This window comes from Flavobacterium sp. HJSW_4, assembly GCF_042436695.1.
Lineage (GTDB): Bacteria > Bacteroidota > Bacteroidia > Flavobacteriales > Flavobacteriaceae > Flavobacterium.
In genome coordinates, this window is the sequence record NZ_JBHNPP010000053.1 from 1 (window position 1) to 17,824 (window position 17,824).

Consider the following 17,824-nt stretch of genomic DNA (forward strand, 5'->3'; position numbering starts at 1 on the left):
TAATTTTCAAATTACGATAATGGAAAAGCGTAAATTAAGTTTCTGGGAAATTTGGAACATGAGTTTCGGTTTCTTAGGAATCCAAATGGGGTTTGCACTTCAGAATGCAAATGCCAGCAGAATTCTTCAAATTTTTGGTGCTGATGTACATGAACTTTCGTGGTTCTGGATTATTGCTCCCTTAATGGGATTAATAGTACAGCCAATTATTGGTCATTACAGCGATAAAACTTGGGGGAAATTCGGCAGAAGAAAACCTTTCTTTTTAGTTGGAGCTGTTTTAGCTTCTGTGGGATTAGTTTTAATGCCACAAGCTAACATTTTCATTTCTGTACTTCCTGCTTTGTGGGTTGGAGCTGGAATGCTAATGATCATGGATGCTTCTTTCAACATTGCCATGGAGCCTTTTCGTGCACTTGTTGGAGACAATTTAAGAACAGATCAACGTACTGCAGGATTTAGTATTCAAACTTCATTAATTGGTTTTGGAGCCGTAATTGGTTCAGCACTTCCGTACATTTTAACTAAGTATTTTGGCGTGCCAAACAGCACTGTTCCAGGAAGTGTTCCGTTAAATTTGACTTTATCGTTCATTATTGGAGCTGCGGTTTTAATTGGTTCAATTCTAGTAACCTTATTCACAACCAAAGAATATTCGCCAGAAGAATTGGCAAGATTTGAAGATCCGCAAAATGAAGTGGTTTCTGATTCTGAAGAAAAATCAAAAATTACAGACATCTTTACTGATTTTGCAAAAATGCCAACTACAATGCGTCAGCTTAGCTGGGTGCAATTTTTTTCTTGGTTTGGTTTATTCGGAATGTGGGTTTTTACAACTCCAGCCATTGCGCACCATATTTACGGATTACCGTTAGAGGACACTTCTAGCCAGCAATATCAGGATGCTGGTGACTGGGTCGGAATTCTATTTGGTGTTTACAACTTAGTCTCTGCTATTGTCGCTTTGTTTTTCTTACCATACATCGCTAAAAAAATCGGCCGAAAAGCAACACATTCACTTTCATTAATAATTGGAGGAATTGGTCTAATTTCAATTTATTTCATGCCAAATGAAGACTGGGTTGTGTTACCGATGATTTTAATTGGTGTTGCTTGGGCAAGTATTTTAGCTATGCCGTATGCAATTCTTGCAGGATCTATTACACCTAAAAAAATGGGTGTTTACATGGGAATCTTCAACTTTTTTGTTGTTATTCCTCAGATTGTAAATGCATTAATTGGAGGTCCAATTGTAAAATATCTTTACAATGGAGATGCCATTTATGCTTTAGTTACAAGTGGAGTTAGTTTTCTAATTGCTGCCGCTTTAGTTTCTAAAGTAAAAGACGTAGACGACTTTTCTCAAAAATCATAATTTAAAGAATAATTTACCCCTAAAATGAAAAAGGCATTTATATTCGACCTCGACGGCGTAATTGTAGACACCGCTAAATACCACTTTTTGGCATGGCAAAAAATTGCTCAGTCATTAAATATAAATTTTACACATGAAGACAACGAACTTTTAAAAGGCGTAAGCCGCGTTCGCTCTTTAGACATTATACTTGGATTCGGCAATGTTGAGGCTTCTCAGGAAGACAAAGACAAATGGCTAATTCAAAAAAACGAAGATTATTTATCTTATTTGGTTGACATGGATGAAAGTGAGATTCTTCCAGGAGTTTTTAAAATTCTACAACTATTAAAAGAGAAAAATCAAGGAATTGCATTGGGTTCTGCCAGTAAAAATGCAAGACCAATTCTAGAAAAAACAGGCATCATCTCTTACTTCGATGTTATTGTTGACGGAAATGACGTTACCAATGCAAAACCAGATCCTGAAGTTTTCTTAAAAGCGGCTCAATTATTAAATATTGATCCAAAAAATTCAATTGTATTTGAAGATTCTGTTGCTGGAATTCAGGCAGCAAATATTGCAGAAATGGTAAGTGTTGGAATTGGTGAGGAAACAATTTTACATGAAGCTGATCATATTTTTAAAGATTTTACCCAAATCACAACAAGCTTTATTGAGGAACTAATTGGATAATTAGAAAATGTGTCAATGAGATAATGCTCTCAACGACAGATATTCTAATACAGCAATTACTCAAATGAATGTAAAAAGTTAATAAGAAACCAAGGCAATTATCTAATTACCAAATTGCCGAATTATCTAATTTAAAAGATGAATCAAGATTATATAAAACCAGACAATTGGTCCATAATAGAAGAAGGATTTGATGTCGAAAGAGTAAAATCATCTGAAAGTCTTTTTAGTATCGGAAACGGTGCTATGGGACAGCGTGCGAATTTTGAAGAAAAATATTCTGGCGAAACTTTCCAAGGAAGTTATATTGCAGGAATTTATTATCCCGACAAAACAAAAGTGGGCTGGTGGAAAAACGGTTATCCGAAATATTTCGCTAAAGTTTTGAATGCTCCAAATTGGATCGGAATTGATATCGAAATCAACGAAGAAAATCTTGATTTACACAATTGCACTGAAGTTAGAAATTTCCGCAGAGAATTGAATATGAAAGAAGGATGGTACAATCGTTCTTTTGAAGCTGTTCTTAAAAACGGAACTGAAATTTCGGTAAACATCCGTCGTTTTCTTTCCTTAGATTTAGACGAAGCTGGAGTAATTAAATACGATATTACGCCTTTAAACAAAGATGCAAAAATCGTTTACAAACCTTATATTGATGCTGGTGTAACGAATGAAGATGCCAACTGGGAAGAAAAATTCTGGGAACCTCTTGAAGTTAAAAAAGGCACAAACGAAGCTTTTGTAACGGCTCAAACTTTCAAAACGCATTTTAAAGTTACGACTTTCATGCACAATACGATTTTGGCAAATGGCGAAAACATCAATGTTTCTCCTTCAACAATCGACTCAACAATAGATAAAGTTCAGTACACTTACGGAACAATTATCGCAAAAGGACAAACCTCAACAATCCAAAAAATTGGAGGTTATACGGTTTCTTTAAACCATGAAAATACTTTGGCTGGAGCAGAAAAAGTAATCAAATCTGCTGTTGCTTTAGGTTACGAAACGTTACTTCAAAACCAAATTGATGCTTGGGCAAAAGTTTGGGAAATGTCAGATATTACTATTGAAGGTGATGTTAAGGCACAGCAAGGAATTCGTTTCAACATTTTCCAATTGAACCAAACGTATTCAGGAAAAGACAGCCGATTAAATATTGGTCCAAAAGGATTTACTGGAGAAAAATACGGCGGATCTACTTATTGGGACACTGAGGCATATTGTATTCCGTTTTACATGGCTACAAAAGATCAGCAAGTTGCAAGAAACTTATTGACGTATCGTTACAATCAATTAGATAAAGCGATTGAAAACGCGAAAGACAATTTAGGTTTCAAAAACGGTGCTGCTTTATATCCAATGGTGACCATGAATGGTGAAGAATGCCACAACGAATGGGAAATCACCCACGAAGAAATTCACAGAAATGGAGCGATTGCTTTTGCGATTTACAACTATTATCGTTACACGGGAGATTACTCTTATATTCCAGAAAAAGGTTTAGAAGTTTTAATCGGAATTGCGCGTTTCTGGCACCAAAGAGCTTCTTTTTCTAAAGATAAAAACCAATACGTAATTCTTGGAGTTACAGGTCCAAACGAATACGAAAACAACATCAACAATAACTTCTACACGAATTATATTGCAAAATGGTGTATTGATTTTGCTTCAGAACAAATCGAGAAAGTGGCTTCAGAATATCCTGCAGATCACAAAAGAGTTTTAGAAAAAGTTAGCCTTTCGGCGAATGAAATTCAAGAATGGAAAAAAGTGGCAGACGACATGTACTTCCCTATTTCTGAAGAACTTGGAATCTATTTACAGCAAGATGGTTTCTTAGACAAAGATTTAGTTCCTGTAAAAGATTTAGATAAATCACAGCGTCCTATTAACCAAAAATGGTCTTGGGATCGTGTTTTACGTTCACCATACATCAAACAAGCTGACGTTTTACAAGGTTTCTATTTCTTCGAAGATCATTTTTCGAAAGAAGAATTAAAACGCAATTTCGAATTTTATGAATCATTTACGGTTCACGAAAGTTCGCTTTCGCCTTGCGTTCACTCGATTCAGGCTGCAGCTTTAGATAAAATGGACATGGCATATACATTTTATTTAAGAACTTCTCGTTTGGATTTGGATGATTATAACAAAGAAGTTGAAGAAGGTTGTCATATCACGTCAATGGCCGGTACATGGATGAGTATCGTGGAAGGTTTTGGAGGAATGCGCGTGAAAAATGACCAACTTCATTTCTCTCCAAAAATTCCAAAAGAATGGGAAGGGTATTCGTTTAAAATCAATTTCAGAAACCAAATTTTAAAAGTTTCTGTAAATCATAACGAAACTACTTTTACTGTTGACGGCGATCAGGATTTAAACATTGTAGTAAATGGTAAATCTATAACGGCTGGTAAACTCGCACAAATTAATTAAATTACAATACTCTAAAAATCTAAAAACATGAAAAACTTATTTTTCGCCAGTTTAGTTTTGTTTGCGGTTAGCACGATTGCTAAGGCGCAACAATTAAAATCTCCCGAAGGAAAGTTCGTAATGGAATTTTCGCTTCAAAGCGACGGAACTCCAACTTACAATTTAAAATACAAAAACAAAGAAGTTGTAAAAACCAGTAAATTAGGTCTTGAACTTAAAGATGATAAAAAATCTTTGTTGAACGACTTTACTGTTGTTGATACTAAAACTTCAACTTTTGATGAAACTTGGAAACCAGTTTGGGGGGAAGTTGATCACATTAGAAATCACTATAATGAGTTGGCTGTAACTTTAAACCAAAAAAGTACAGACAGACAAATCGTAATCCGTTTTCGTTTGTTTGAAGATGGTTTAGGTTTCCGTTATGAATTCCCAGCGCAAAAGAATCTTACTTATTTCGTAATCAAAGAAGAAAGATCTCAATTTGCCATGACTGGAGATCACACTGCTTTCTGGATTCCAGGAGATTATGATACTCAAGAATACGATTATACAAAATCTAAATTATCTGAAATTAGAGGTTTAGCTCAAAAAGCATATACTGCAAACGTTTCTCAAAAGTCTTTTTCACCAACTGGAGTTCAAACTTCTTTGATGTTAAAAACGGCTGATGGAATCTACATCAACTTGCACGAAGCGGCTTTGATTGACTATTCTTGTATGCACTTGAATTTAGATGACAAAAACTTAGTTTTCGAATCTTGGTTAACGCCAGATGCAAAAGGAGATAAAGGTTATATGCAAGCGCCTAGCCACTCTCCTTGGAGAACGATTATCGTAAGCGATGATGCTAGAGAAATTCTTTCATCAAAAATGACTTATAACTTAAATGATCCTTCAAAAATTGACGATACTTCTTGGATTAAACCAGTAAAATATGTTGGTGTTTGGTGGGAAATGATTACAGGAAAAAGCTCTTGGTCGTACACAAATGATTTTCCAACAGTTCAATTAGGTGTTTCTGATTTTTCAAAAGCAAAACCAAACGGAACGCACGGAGCAAACAATGCTAATGTAAAAAAATACATTGACTTCGCTGCTGCAAATGGTTTCGACGCTGTTTTGGTTGAAGGATGGAACGAAGGCTGGGAAGACTGGTTTGGACATTCTAAAGATTATGTTTTTGATTTCTTGACTCCTTATCCAGATTTTGATGTAAAAGGTCTTCACGAATATGCAAAATCTAAAGGTGTAAAAATCATTATGCACCACGAAACTTCAGGTTCTGTTCGTAATTACGAGCGCCACATGGATGCGGCTTACAAATTCATGAATGACAACGGATATGATGCTGTAAAAAGCGGTTATGTAGGTGATATTTTACCAAGAGGTGAAAACCACTACAGCCAATGGATTGTAAATCACTACCAATATGCAATCGAAAAAGCAGCTGATTATAAAATTATGGTGAACGCTCACGAAGCAGTTCGTCCAACTGGAATCGCAAGAACGTATCCTAACTTAATTGGAAATGAAGCAGCAAGAGGAACAGAATACCAAGCTTTTGGAGGTTCTAAACCAAATCACGTAACAGTTTTACCTTTTACAAGATTAATCGGTGGTCCAATGGATTATACTCCGGGAATCTTCGAAATGGATATCAGCAAAATGAATCCTGAGAACAAATCTCATGTAAACAGTACAATTGCTAACCAATTGGCTTTATATGTTACAATGTATAGTCCATTACAAATGGCTGCTGATACTCCAGAAAACTACAACCGTTTTCCAGACGCTTTCCAATTCATTAAAGATGTAGCTGTAGATTGGTCAGAAAGTAAATATATCGAGGCTGAGCCTGGAGATTTTATCACTGTTGCTCGTAAAGCTAAAGGAACAAACAACTGGTTCATTGGAAACGTAAACGGAGAAACTCCACGTACTTCAAACATCGATTTCAGTTTCCTTGAAAAAGGTAAAAAATACACTGCAACAATTTATGCTGATGCAAAAGATGCGCATTACAAAACAAATCCGCAAGCTTATACTATCAAGAAAATTGCTGTAACAAACAAATCTAAATTATCTCAGTTTTCGGCTCCTGGAGGAGGTTATGCGATAAGCATTATTGAAACGAAATAATTTTTAAAAGACAAGTAATTTTCCCCCAAGATTACTTGTCTTTTTACTATCAGATCAAATTAAGAAGTTAAATTTGAGGTAATTATTTTCTTCATCTTTAGATAAATTAATATGAGCCTCAAACTTAATTTCTTCATTTTTCTTTTTGTCCTTTTCTGGTTTAATGCCTATTCTCAAACCAAAACAAAAGCATCTTATGATTATCTTTTGTATTTGCCGAAAGATTATGCAAAAGGAACCAAAAAATATCCGCTTGTAATCTATTTGCATGGCGGTTCGCAAAAAGGAAACGATCTGAATAAATTGAAAATCTATGGCCTTCCCTATTTAGTAGAAAAAGGTCAGGATTTCGATTTTATAATAGCTTCTCCGCAATGTCCGGATAATAAATACTGGTCGACTGAGAATTGGTTTGAATCGCTTTATGCCGAATTAAATTCGAAATATAGAATTGATACAGACCGAATTTACCTCACAGGAGTTAGCATGGGAGGTTATGGAACATTTATTACAGCTTTAGATTTTCCGGAGAAATTTGCTGCCATTATGCCGTTCTGTGGCGGAGTAAACGATAGCGATTTAGTTCGAATCTGTAATTTGAGTAAAATTCCTGTTTGGGCTTTTCACGGAACAGCCGATGATAAAATTCCATTTAGTGAAACCGAAAGAATTGAAAAATCTTTGGAATCCTGCGAAAGCAATAAAAATTTCAAGTTTACCCGTTTGGAAAATGAAGGTCATGAAATTCAGTATTTATACGAAACAAAACCTGAAATCTACAAATGGCTGCTCAAACAGAAGAAATCAAATAAAATCAAACCTTGATTTTATTACACATTCATAAAAATACAAACTATGAAAAACCAAAAAACATCACTTATCTATAAATTAGCCTTGTTGGTTTTGTTGTTTTCTGCTTCCGCGAAAGCGCAAATCCAAAAAGTAGAACCACCTTTCTGGTACGCAGGAATGAAAAATTCGGAACTGCAGATTATGTTCTACGGAAAAAACATTTCGCAATACGAAACTTCCGTTTCAAACAATGTTGCGATTAAAAACGTAGAAAAAACAGAAAATCCAAACTATCTTTTCGTAACCATCGATACGAAAGATGTAAAAGCTTCTGAATTAGTTTTCTCTTTCAAAAACAATAACAAAGTTGCCTTTAAACAAAAATATACGCTTAAAGAAAGAAGAGCGAATTCTGCCGAAAGAAAAAGCTACGATGCCTCTGATTTAATTTACTTAATCATGCCAGATCGTTTCGCTAACGGAAATCCGAAAAACGATAGCGATGCTTCTTTAACTGAAAAAGCAAACCGTCAAGATCCAAGCGGACGTCACGGTGGAGATATCGAAGGAATCATCAAAAACTTAGATTATATTTCGGCTCTTGGCGCGACTACAATCTGGAGCACGCCTCTTTGCGAAGATAACGACAAACAGCATTCGTACCACACTTACGGACAATCTGATGTTTACAGAATTGATCCTCGTTACGGAACAAATGAAGATTACGTTCGTCTTTCTAATGAAATGCATAAAAAAGACATGAAATTAGTAATGGATTATGTTACCAATCACTGGGGAATTACACACTGGATGGTTAAAGATTTACCAACAAAATCATGGCTTAATCAATTTGAGAACTACACACAAACGCACCACAGACGTGAAGTAATTACAGATATTCACGCTTCAAAAATCGATCAGGAAGTTTGTGTTGATGGATGGTTTGTTCCTTCAATGCCAGACTTGAATTTAAGAAATCCTCTTGTTGCAAAATACTTAACTCAAAATGCCATTTGGTGGATTGAATACGCTAATCTTGATGGTTTCCGTGTAGATACTTATAACTATTCAGATAAAACGGCGATGGCAAATTGGGCAAAAGCAATCACAACTGAATATCCTAATTTCAATATTGTGGGGGAAATCTGGATGCACAATCAGGCGAATTTAGCTTTTTGGCAGAAAGACAGTAAAATTGGAGCAATTGAAAACTACAATTCGAATCTTCCAAGTGTAATGGATTTTACGCTTCAAAGTCAGATTACTTCTGCTTTCAACGAAGACGAACCAAGCAAGGATAATGGATTAATTAAATTCTACAACAATTTTGCGATGGATTTTTTATATCCAAATACTAATAATATTTTAGTTTTTGCCGAAAATCATGATACAGATCGTATGAATGATAAGTTTAAATATGACCTACCAAAGTACAAATTGGCAATGGCTTTATTGGCAACAGTTCGTGGAATTCCACAGATTTATTACGGTTCAGAAATTGCAATGGGCGGTGATAAAGATAATGGTGGAGATGCCGATATTCGTCAGGATTTCCCAGGCGGATGGGCTAGCGACAAAAACAATGCTTTTACAAAAGAAGGAAGAACTCCAGAACAAACTGCTTTCTTTGATTTCAGTTCAAAATTATTCACTTGGAGAAAAACAAATGAAGCGGTTCATTTCGGAAAAATGATACATTATGTTCCTGAAAATAATACGTATGTATATTTCAGATATACTGATGCTAAAACAGTTATGGTTGTTTTCAATAACAATGCAAAAGAGCAAGTTGTAAAAACAAATCGTTTCAAAGAAAGCATCAAAAACTTTAAATCAGGAAAAGATGTTATCACAGGAAAAACATTCGATTTGGCTTCTGAAATAACATTGGAACCAAAATCTGCTTTGGTTTTAGAATTGGAATAACAATATTTTTTCTCTCGCAGATTTAACAGATAATTAAAAATAGGAAATCTGCCAAATCTGCGATAGACTTTTTTTCGCCACGAATTCACGAACTATTTTTTGACAATCTCTGAGAATAAAAATTCGTGAATTCGTGGCTATTTTTTTCATCTAAAAAATTCCTAAATAATAAAAAAAATACACTTTCCTTTTTTTATCTTTAGTATTCATAATTACGGGTTGTTCTGGCTCAAAATCAGTTACAATGAATAACGAAAATACTTCGAAAACACCTTTCGTTTGGGAAGGAGCAAATGTTTATTTTTTACTTACAGACCGTTTTTACAACGGTGATAAATCAAACGACTTAAATTTTAACCGAACCAAAACGCCTGGAAAACTTCGCGGATTTGAAGGCGGAGACATTATCGGAATCACTAAAAAAATCGAATCTGGCTATTTTGAAAAATTAGGAATCAATGTCATTTGGCTTACGCCGATTGTAGAGCAGATTCATGACGGTGTTGATGAAGGAACTGGATTGAGTTATGGCTTTCACGGCTATTGGGCAAAAGATTGGACGGCTTTAGATCCGAATTTTGGAACAAAAGAAGATTTAGCTAATCTGGTAAAAAAAGCACATGAAAAAGGAATTAGAATAGTTCTGGACGGAGTAATTAATCATACCGGACCAGTAACTCCAGAAGATCCCGTTTGGCCTTCTGACTGGGTTCGAACTGGCGTTGTCTGCGATTACAAATCTTTCGAAAATACTACAATGTGTACTTTGGTTGAAAACCTTCCAGATGTAAAAACCGAAAGCACTCAAAATGTAGAATTGCCTCCTTTTTTAATAGAAAAATGGAAAAAAGAAGGCCGTTATGAAAAAGAAGTTGCTTCTCTAGATGAATTCTTCAAAAGAACAGGTTATCCAAGAAGTCCGAAATATTACATTATAAAATGGTTAACCGATTATATTTTAGAATTCGGAATTGACGGTTACCGCGCCGATACTGTAAAACACACCGAAGAAGGCGTTTGGGCCGATTTCAAAAAAGAATGTGATTACGCTTTTGAAACTTGGAAAAAACACCATCCAATGCAGGTTTTAGATCAGAATCCGTTTTACACAATCGCTGAAGTTTACGGTTACGGAATTAGCGGTGGACAAGATTATGATTTTGGAGATCGAAAAGTGAATTATTTTGAGAATGGTTTCAACAGCATGATCAATTTTGAATTTAAATGGAATGCTGGTCAAAGCGATTATGAAACTTTATTTTCTAAATATTCAAATCATTTAAATAATGAACTAAAAGGATATTCTGTCCTTAATTATATGTCTTCTCACGACGACGGACAGCCTTTCGATGCCAATCGCGTGAAAGGTTTTGAAGCAGGAACAAAACTCTTGCTTTCTCCTGGAATGTCGCAGGTTTATTACGGAGACGAATCGAATCGTTCTTTGGTTGTTGAAGGAACTCAGGGCGATGCAACTTTACGCTCGAACATGAATTGGGACGATATTCAAAATAATCCTGATACAAAATTCATGCTTTCTCACTGGCAAAAATTAGGTCAATTTAGAAGAAATCATCCTGCCGTTGGAGCGGGAGTTCATACGCAATTAAGCAGTCAGCCGTATTTATTTTCACGAACTTATTCTAAAGGATCATATTCAGATAAAGTCCTAATTGGTTTAGATTTACCTGAAGGCCGAAAAGAACTTTCTGTATTTTCTCTTTTCGAAAACGGAACTAAATTACGTGATGGTTTTTCCAATCAAGAAATAGAAGTTGTTGATGGAAAAGTGATTATTGACAGCGAATTTGGAATTGTTTTACTCGAAGGAATTTAACCGCAAAGGTCGCAAGGTTTTTTAGCCACGAATTACACCAATTTCCACTAATTTTTTATCATATTTAAATTAGTGGAAATTGGTGTAATTCGTGGCTATATAATTTTTAATAAATTCCTTGCGACCTTTGCGTAAAACTTTGCGACCTTTGCGGTTAGAAAAAAAAACTCAGAAAATGCTAAAAATAGCTCATCGAGGTGCAAAAGCATACGAACCTGAAAATACGCTTCAAGCGTTTCAAAAAGCCTTAGACTTACATTCAGACGGAATCGAACTGGACGTTCATTTAAGTTCCGACGGACATATTATCGTGATTCATGACGAAACTATAGACAGAACAACTAACGGAAAAGGTTTGGTAAATACTTTTTCATTATCTGAATTAAAATTGTTTCTGATTGATGAAAAATACCAAATCCCAACTTTAAATGAGGTTTTTGATTTGGTTGACAAAAAATGTCTGATCAATATCGAATTAAAAGGTTTAGGAACTGCTCCTAAAGTTGTCAGGTTGATCGAGGAATATATTTCAGAAAAAAAATGGAATTACAATAATTTTATAATTTCAAGTTTCGATTGGAATATGCTTCAGGAAACTTCAAGTTTAAATCCAAATATTCCTATTGGTATTTTAACAGAAGAAAATATTGATACAGCTTTGGCTTTCGCCGAAAATATAAAAGCAAAAGCTATTAACCCTGATTTTCAGTTATTGAATGAAGAAAATGTGCAGCAAATTCAAAAAAAGGGATTCTTGGTTTTTCCTTGGACAGTAAATTCAGAGGAAGACATTCAAAAAGTAAAAAGTTATAAAGTAAACGGAATTATCTCTGATAATCCAGACAAAATATAATAATAGCCACGAATTCACGAATTATTTTTTTACAATCTATGAGAATAAAAATTCGTGAATTCGTGGCGAATAAAAAATTATGATTAAAAATTTCGACATCATCATCGTTGGCGGAGGCGCTGCTGGTTTTTTTACTGCAATTAATATTGCTGAGAAAAATCCGAAACTGAAAATCGCCATTTTAGAAAGAGGAAAAGAAGTTCTTTCTAAAGTCCGCGTTTCTGGCGGCGGACGATGCAATGTAACACACGCTTGTTTTGAACCTAATGAATTAGTGAAATTTTATCCTCGTGGTGAAAAAGAACTTCGCGGACCATTTCACCAATTCTGTTCTGGCGATACGATTGAATGGTTTGAAAAGCACGGTGTCGAATTAAAAATCGAAGAAGATGGAAGAATGTTTCCGGTTTCGAATTCATCACAAACTATTATCGATTGTTTTTTAAAGGCAACCGAAAAATTAGGCATAAAAGTATTGACAGGTCAAAGTGTTCAATCCATTTTCAAAAAAGAAAATCATTGGAAAATTGACACCCAATCAGATAACTTCGCTACGGAAAAACTTGTAATGGCAACTGGAAGCAATCCAAAAATCTGGGAAATGCTTCAGGAACAAGGTCACGCAATTGTTAGCCCTGTCCCTTCCCTATTTACTTTCAACATCAAAGATCCGCGAATTAAGGAATTGCCTGGTGTTGCGGCACAAGTTACTGTAAATGTAAAAGATACTAAATTGGAATCTACAGGACCTTTGTTAATTACGCATTGGGGAATGAGCGGACCAGCAATTTTGAAACTTTCAGCCTGGGGCGCACGAATTCTACATGATAAAAATTATCAGTTTACCATTTTTGTGAATTGGTTAAATGATGTCGATTATGAAGATGCCGAAAAAATCCTAAAAGACTTAAAACAAGAACACGCTAAAAAAGCAGTTTCTAAAAAATCACCTTTTGATTTTCCGAACCGTTTGTGGGAAAGTTTGGTTTTAGCTTCAGGAATTGATGCTGAAATAAAATGGGCAGATTTATCTAAAAATCAATTGCAGAATCTTACTTCACAATTAACAAAAGCCGAATTTAAAGTCAACGGAAAAAGTACTTTTAAAGAAGAATTTGTAACCGCTGGCGGAATCGATTTAAAGGAAATCAACTTTAAAACAATGGAAAGCAAAATTCATGAAAACCTTTATTTTGCTGGTGAAATTGTCAATATCGATGCCATAACGGGAGGATTTAATTTTCAGAATGCCTGGACAAGCGGGTTTATTCTGGCTCAAAATATTTAATATAAAATGAAATTTAAAGGAATTATTTTCGATTTAGACGGAACTTTAGTCAATTCATTAGAAGACATTTCAGATGCGATGAATAAAGTGCTTCAAGGTCTAAATTTCCCAACGCATACTTACGACACCTATCAATATTTTATTGGAAGCGGCTTGCGAAATCTAGTTAGCAAAGCACTTCCAGCAACAAACAATTCAGACGAACAGATTGAAATTTGTTTTGAATGTATGATTAACGAATATCGCGAAATCTGTACGCTAAAAACTAAACCTTATGACGGAATTGTCGAGTTGTTAGAAAATCTGACTTCGCAAAGCATCAAAATGGCGGTTTTCTCCAACAAAGCAGATGAATTAACGAAGAAAATAGCATCCGAAATATTTCCAAATCATTTTGATCAAGCAATTGGTTTAAGTACAGAAGCGCTTAAAAAACCAAATCCGTTTGAGGCTTTAGAAATTGGTAAAAAATGGAATTTAAAACCCGAAGAAATCCTTTTTGTGGGTGATTCTGATATTGATATGCAAACGGCTGTAAATGCTAATATGTTTCCTGTTGGCGTGACTTGGGGCTACAGAACCGAAGAAGAATTGAAAAACAGCGGTGCAAAATTGGTTGTCAATAAAGCTTCAGAATTAATTGAGATTCTATAAAAATGCATCTTTCATTACAAAAACAAATTATAGCAATTGCTTCTTTTTCTGAAAATGAAATCGAGACAATCGCTTCTTGTTTTGAATATGAAACCTTTAATGCCAAAGAATATCTCTCAGAAATGGGAAAAATCAGCAACAAGATTTTTTTCATTCTTAACGGATTAGCGAGAGTTTATTATTTAAAAGACGGAAAAGAAATCACCACGTATTTAAGTGCTGACGAAGGTTTTATTGCTTCCTATTCCAGCTTTATCAACCAAACGCAATCTTTTGAGAATATTCAATGTATTGAAGATTGCGAAGTGCTTTCGATTACTTTCGAAAAAATGCAATTTCTGTACAACGAAATCCCGAATTGGGAACGCGTCGGAAGAATTTTAGCGGAGCAGAATTACCTTTGTATAGCAGACAGAGTTCTAAAACTTCAAATGATTCCTGCTAAAGAAAAATATCAGACTTTTTTAGCATCAGCTCCAGCCAAAATCATTCAGCGAACTCCTTTAATTTATATCGCTTCTTTTCTCGGAATTACTCCAGAATCGTTGAGCAGAATCCGTCAAGACATTTCTTAACATTTATCAAGTGGATTGAAAAACCGAATTCGAATCTTTGTCAAAATAAAATTTGAAAAGATGAAGAATATCGCCAAAGACGTTTACCAAATTCCATTATTCCCTCGCAACGCCATCAATTGTTATTTGATTGAAGATGTTTTAATTGATGCCGGAATTAGAACTTCTGCTAATAAAATACTAAAGTCAATTAAAGATAAAAACGTTACCCAACACGCTTTGACGCACGCCCACGCCGATCATCAGGGAAGCAGTAAAATAATCTGCGAAACACTAAACATTCCCCTATTGTGCAGCGAACCAGAAAAAGAATTTGCCGAAAACGGAAATGTAATTACAGAATACCCAAATCCGAATCATATTATTTCAAAATTTCAGAAAAACTTCTGGGCAGGAAAAGGACATTCGGTTTCTCAAACTTTAAAAGATGGAGATCAAATTGGCGGATTTACGGTTATTGAAACTCCGGGACATTCCAGAGGTCATTTATCTTTTTTTAGAGAGAAAGACGGCGTTTTAATTGTTGGTGATGTTATGACTAATATGAATTTGCTAACTACAAAAGTTGGTCTTCATGAACCTCCACATTTATTTACTTCAGATCAAGAAACGAATAGAAAATCAATTCTAAAATTGGCTTCCTTAGAACCGAAAATATTGTGCTTTGGTCATGGGCCAGTTTTGTTTAACAATGAAGAATTAGAGAAATTCAAAAACTTGATTGAATTTAATTAACAAGAATTTACAGATTCTGTAAGTTTTCGTTAAGACAATTCTAATAATTTTACTCTCAACTAATCAATCTTATATGAGAGTAAAATTACTTACTACAATTTCTATTTTCACTTATCAAATCAGCGTTTCTCAAACCGAAAAATTACTTCAAGGAAAAGTTCTTTCACAGAATACACCTCTTAACAAAGTGGAAGTAATTAATAAAACTGCAAAAACCAGTACAACAACAAATGAATTTGGCGAATTTTCTATCCCAGTTCGACCAAAAGACAGTGTGCTTTTTTTCTCTAAAGACTACTTTTTTAAAAGATTAGAAATTTCTCAGCAAGATATAGACCAGAACAATATTGTTGTAAATATGATTCTGAGACCTGAGGAATTGAATGAAGTTGTCATAACTAAGGTCGAAATTGATAAAGTTAAGCTTGATGCTGATGCTACTGCAGATGTCTTAATCAGCAAAAATGCCAAAGATTTATTCTGGAATACAGGAGTTAATGATAATTCAATTAGAGAAGGTCTTCGAGTTGCATTTCCTTTAAAAGGTAAGCAAAAAAAGAAAATTGAAGTTGATGACGACCGTGTTAAGAAGTTGATCCTTGCTTATTGCCCACCCGATTTTTTTATCAAAAATTTAAAAATAAAACCCGAAGAAAAAGAACTTTTTATTGATTTTTGCCACACAGATCCAAAATCGAAAACGCTTTTAGAAAACCCAAATGTATTGACTGTTATGGATTTTCTATATATTAAAAATGAAGAATTCAAAAAATTGAATTCAGAAATTAAAAACTAACAGCATTGAATGAAAGCAAAATTACTTACTACAATTTCTATTTTCACTTATCAACTTAGCATTTCTCAAACCGAAAAAGTATTGAACGGAAAAGTTATCTCGCAAAATATTCCACTCAATAAAGTTGAAGTAATTAATAAAACGGCTCAAACAAGTACGAGAACAAACGAATTTGGTGAATTTTCAATTTTAGCAAAAGAGCAAGATAGTTTATTGTTTTTTTCAAAGGATTATTTATTTACAAGATTGAAACTAACTTTAAAAGATCTGGAAAAAAACTACTTCATTGTTGAAATGAATCAAAAAGCCGAAGAATTGGAAAATGTTACAGTCGCTAGGTCTGTTTTTAATAAAACTGAAATTAAAAAAATCGCTAATAATAAGGAAGAAATCAATGAGATTAAAAATCGAAAGCAATTTGACGAAGTCACTTCAAAAGTAATGGTTTATGATGGTCAAATTAAAAATGGATTAAATTTCAATCAACCCATTTTTGATGAGCCAAAGAAAAAAATTGAGCCTCGAGATGACCGTTTTAAGAAACTTGTCATCGCTTCTTGTCCTCCAGATTTTTTCAGTGAAAATTTAAAAATAAGCCCCCAAGAAAAAGAAATCTTCTTAAATTTTTGCAAAGCCGATCCAAAATCTAAAACACTTTTAGAGAAATCAAATAATTTGGAATTATTAGACTTTCTATATGCTAAAAATGAAGAATTTAAGAAGCTGAAGTAGTTTTAAAAACTACTTATTCAGCCACCAAATACTTGCATTTAAAACCGTTGCAAAAGCAACCCAAATTAAATACGGAATCAATAAATAACCCGAAATTTTATTGATTTTGATAAATTTTAAATACGTTTCGTAAATCATTAGCCATAAAAGTACTATTTCGATTAAAGCTAACATCAGGTTTTTCAATCCGAAAAATAAATAAGACCAAATTGAATTTAAAATCAACTGAATGATAAAGAAAAGCAATGCTTTTTTAACTTCTTCTGTATTTTCTTTTATTCTATCCCAAACTAATGCTGCAGCGATTGCCATAAAAATATAAAGCAAAGTCCAAACTGGCATAAAAATCCAATTCGGCGGATTAAAAACCGGTTTTTCTAAAGTTACATACCAAGTCTCAATACTTGGTCTTGTAACCAAACTTGCAGAATATCCTACTGTTAAACAGATTACTAAAGCTATGGCGATTTTTACGAACTTATTCATTTTATTAAATTTTGAATTCAAAAATAGTCAAAAGAAAAGTTTTCACCATATAAGTTATATAAGTTCATTTTAATAAAGCCGCATATAATTTCTTATATGACTTAGATGGTGAAAAAAATTAAGTTCATTTTAGCAAAGCCAACTTATAATTTCTTATATGACTTATATGGTGAAAAAACTATCTTTGCCAAAATTTTATAATTCATGTATTCAGCAGCTGATTTTATACCAAATCCATATACTTCAACAATCGAAAACGGAAACTTTGAATGGAGCGCTCCAAGCAACATTGCATTAGTGAAATACTGGGGAAAAAAAGACAACCAGATTCCAGCAAATCCTTCGGTAAGTTTTACGCTCAACAATTGTAAAACGATTACAAAATTGGCTTTTGAAAAGAGAGACACTTCGACTCCGCTCAGTGAGACAAATAGTTTTTCTTTTGATCTACTTTTTGAAGGGAAACCAAAAGAAGATTTCAAACCAAAGATTCAGAAGTTTTTAGAAAGAATTGAA

15 protein-coding genes and 1 pseudogene are annotated in these 17,824 nt (G+C 34.1%); 15 read left to right on the forward strand and 1 reads right to left on the reverse strand.

The window, feature by feature from the left end; all coding sequences use genetic code 11:
* Nucleotides 1-19 precede the first annotated feature (19 nt).
* From ACE01P_RS23535 to ACE01P_RS23600, 14 genes are all read left to right on the forward strand, one after another.
* Entirely contained in the window at nt 20-1,375 is a 1,356-nt protein-coding gene (locus tag ACE01P_RS23535; protein WP_379701516.1) for an MFS transporter, read from the forward strand.
* Between the two features lie 24 nt (nt 1,376-1,399).
* Nucleotides 1,400-2,050, forward strand: a complete 651-nt coding sequence (gene pgmB, locus ACE01P_RS23540; protein WP_379701502.1) for a beta-phosphoglucomutase — start codon at nt 1,400-1,402, stop codon at nt 2,048-2,050.
* A gap of 138 nt (nt 2,051-2,188) precedes the next feature.
* On the forward strand, nt 2,189-4,492 hold the full coding sequence (locus tag ACE01P_RS23545; RefSeq protein WP_379701503.1) for a glycoside hydrolase family 65 protein: 2,304 nt from the start codon (nt 2,189-2,191) through the stop codon (nt 4,490-4,492).
* Nucleotides 4,493-4,519: 27 nt separating this feature from the next.
* Nucleotides 4,520-6,634: a glycoside hydrolase family 97 protein gene (locus ACE01P_RS23550; protein ID WP_379701504.1), complete on the forward strand. Its 2,115-nt coding sequence runs from the start codon at nt 4,520-4,522 to the stop codon at nt 6,632-6,634.
* A 111-nt stretch (nt 6,635-6,745) separates the two neighbouring features.
* Nucleotides 6,746-7,459: an alpha/beta hydrolase-fold protein gene (locus tag ACE01P_RS23555; RefSeq protein ID WP_379701505.1), complete on the forward strand. Its 714-nt coding sequence runs from the start codon at nt 6,746-6,748 to the stop codon at nt 7,457-7,459.
* A gap of 30 nt (nt 7,460-7,489) precedes the next feature.
* Nucleotides 7,490-9,352 carry a glycoside hydrolase family 13 protein gene (locus ACE01P_RS23560; RefSeq protein ID WP_379701506.1) on the forward strand — a complete coding sequence of 621 codons (1,863 nt, stop codon included), beginning with the start codon at nt 7,490-7,492 and terminating at the stop codon, nt 9,350-9,352.
* Nucleotides 9,353-9,596: 244 nt separating this feature from the next.
* A complete protein-coding gene (locus ACE01P_RS23565; protein WP_379701507.1) occupies nt 9,597-11,189 on the forward strand; it encodes an alpha-amylase family glycosyl hydrolase in 1,593 nt (530 codons plus the stop codon).
* A 175-nt stretch (nt 11,190-11,364) separates the two neighbouring features.
* Nucleotides 11,365-12,042: a glycerophosphodiester phosphodiesterase gene (locus tag ACE01P_RS23570; RefSeq protein ID WP_379701508.1), complete on the forward strand. Its 678-nt coding sequence runs from the start codon at nt 11,365-11,367 to the stop codon at nt 12,040-12,042.
* Nucleotides 12,043-12,121: 79 nt separating this feature from the next.
* Nucleotides 12,122-13,330 carry an NAD(P)/FAD-dependent oxidoreductase gene (locus ACE01P_RS23575; protein ID WP_379701509.1) on the forward strand — a complete coding sequence of 403 codons (1,209 nt, stop codon included), beginning with the start codon at nt 12,122-12,124 and terminating at the stop codon, nt 13,328-13,330.
* Between the two features lie 6 nt (nt 13,331-13,336).
* Nucleotides 13,337-13,984, forward strand: a complete 648-nt coding sequence (locus ACE01P_RS23580; protein WP_379701510.1) for an HAD family hydrolase — start codon at nt 13,337-13,339, stop codon at nt 13,982-13,984.
* A 2-nt stretch (nt 13,985-13,986) separates the two neighbouring features.
* Nucleotides 13,987-14,559, forward strand: coding sequence for a Crp/Fnr family transcriptional regulator (locus ACE01P_RS23585; RefSeq protein ID WP_379701511.1), 573 nt, complete (start codon nt 13,987-13,989; stop codon nt 14,557-14,559).
* A gap of 60 nt (nt 14,560-14,619) precedes the next feature.
* On the forward strand, nt 14,620-15,294 hold the full coding sequence (locus tag ACE01P_RS23590) for an MBL fold metallo-hydrolase (protein WP_379701512.1): 675 nt from the start codon (nt 14,620-14,622) through the stop codon (nt 15,292-15,294).
* A gap of 73 nt (nt 15,295-15,367) precedes the next feature.
* The gene (locus ACE01P_RS23595) at nt 15,368-16,090 is read left to right on the forward strand and encodes a hypothetical protein (RefSeq protein WP_379701513.1); all 723 of its coding nucleotides are present in this window, start codon (nt 15,368-15,370) and stop codon (nt 16,088-16,090) included.
* 9 nt (nt 16,091-16,099) lie between these two features.
* Entirely contained in the window at nt 16,100-16,822 is a 723-nt protein-coding gene (locus ACE01P_RS23600; protein ID WP_379701514.1) for a hypothetical protein, read from the forward strand.
* A 9-nt stretch (nt 16,823-16,831) separates the two neighbouring features.
* On the opposite strand, the gene ACE01P_RS23605 is transcribed toward ACE01P_RS23600, so the two are convergent.
* Nucleotides 16,832-17,308, reverse strand: a complete 477-nt coding sequence (locus ACE01P_RS23605; RefSeq protein WP_379701515.1) for a TspO/MBR family protein — start codon at nt 17,306-17,308, stop codon at nt 16,832-16,834.
* Between the two features lie 204 nt (nt 17,309-17,512).
* On the opposite strand from ACE01P_RS23605, the pseudogene ACE01P_RS23610 reads away from it, so the two are divergent.
* Nucleotides 17,513-17,824, forward strand: a pseudogene (locus ACE01P_RS23610) (diphosphomevalonate decarboxylase); the annotation flags it as partial.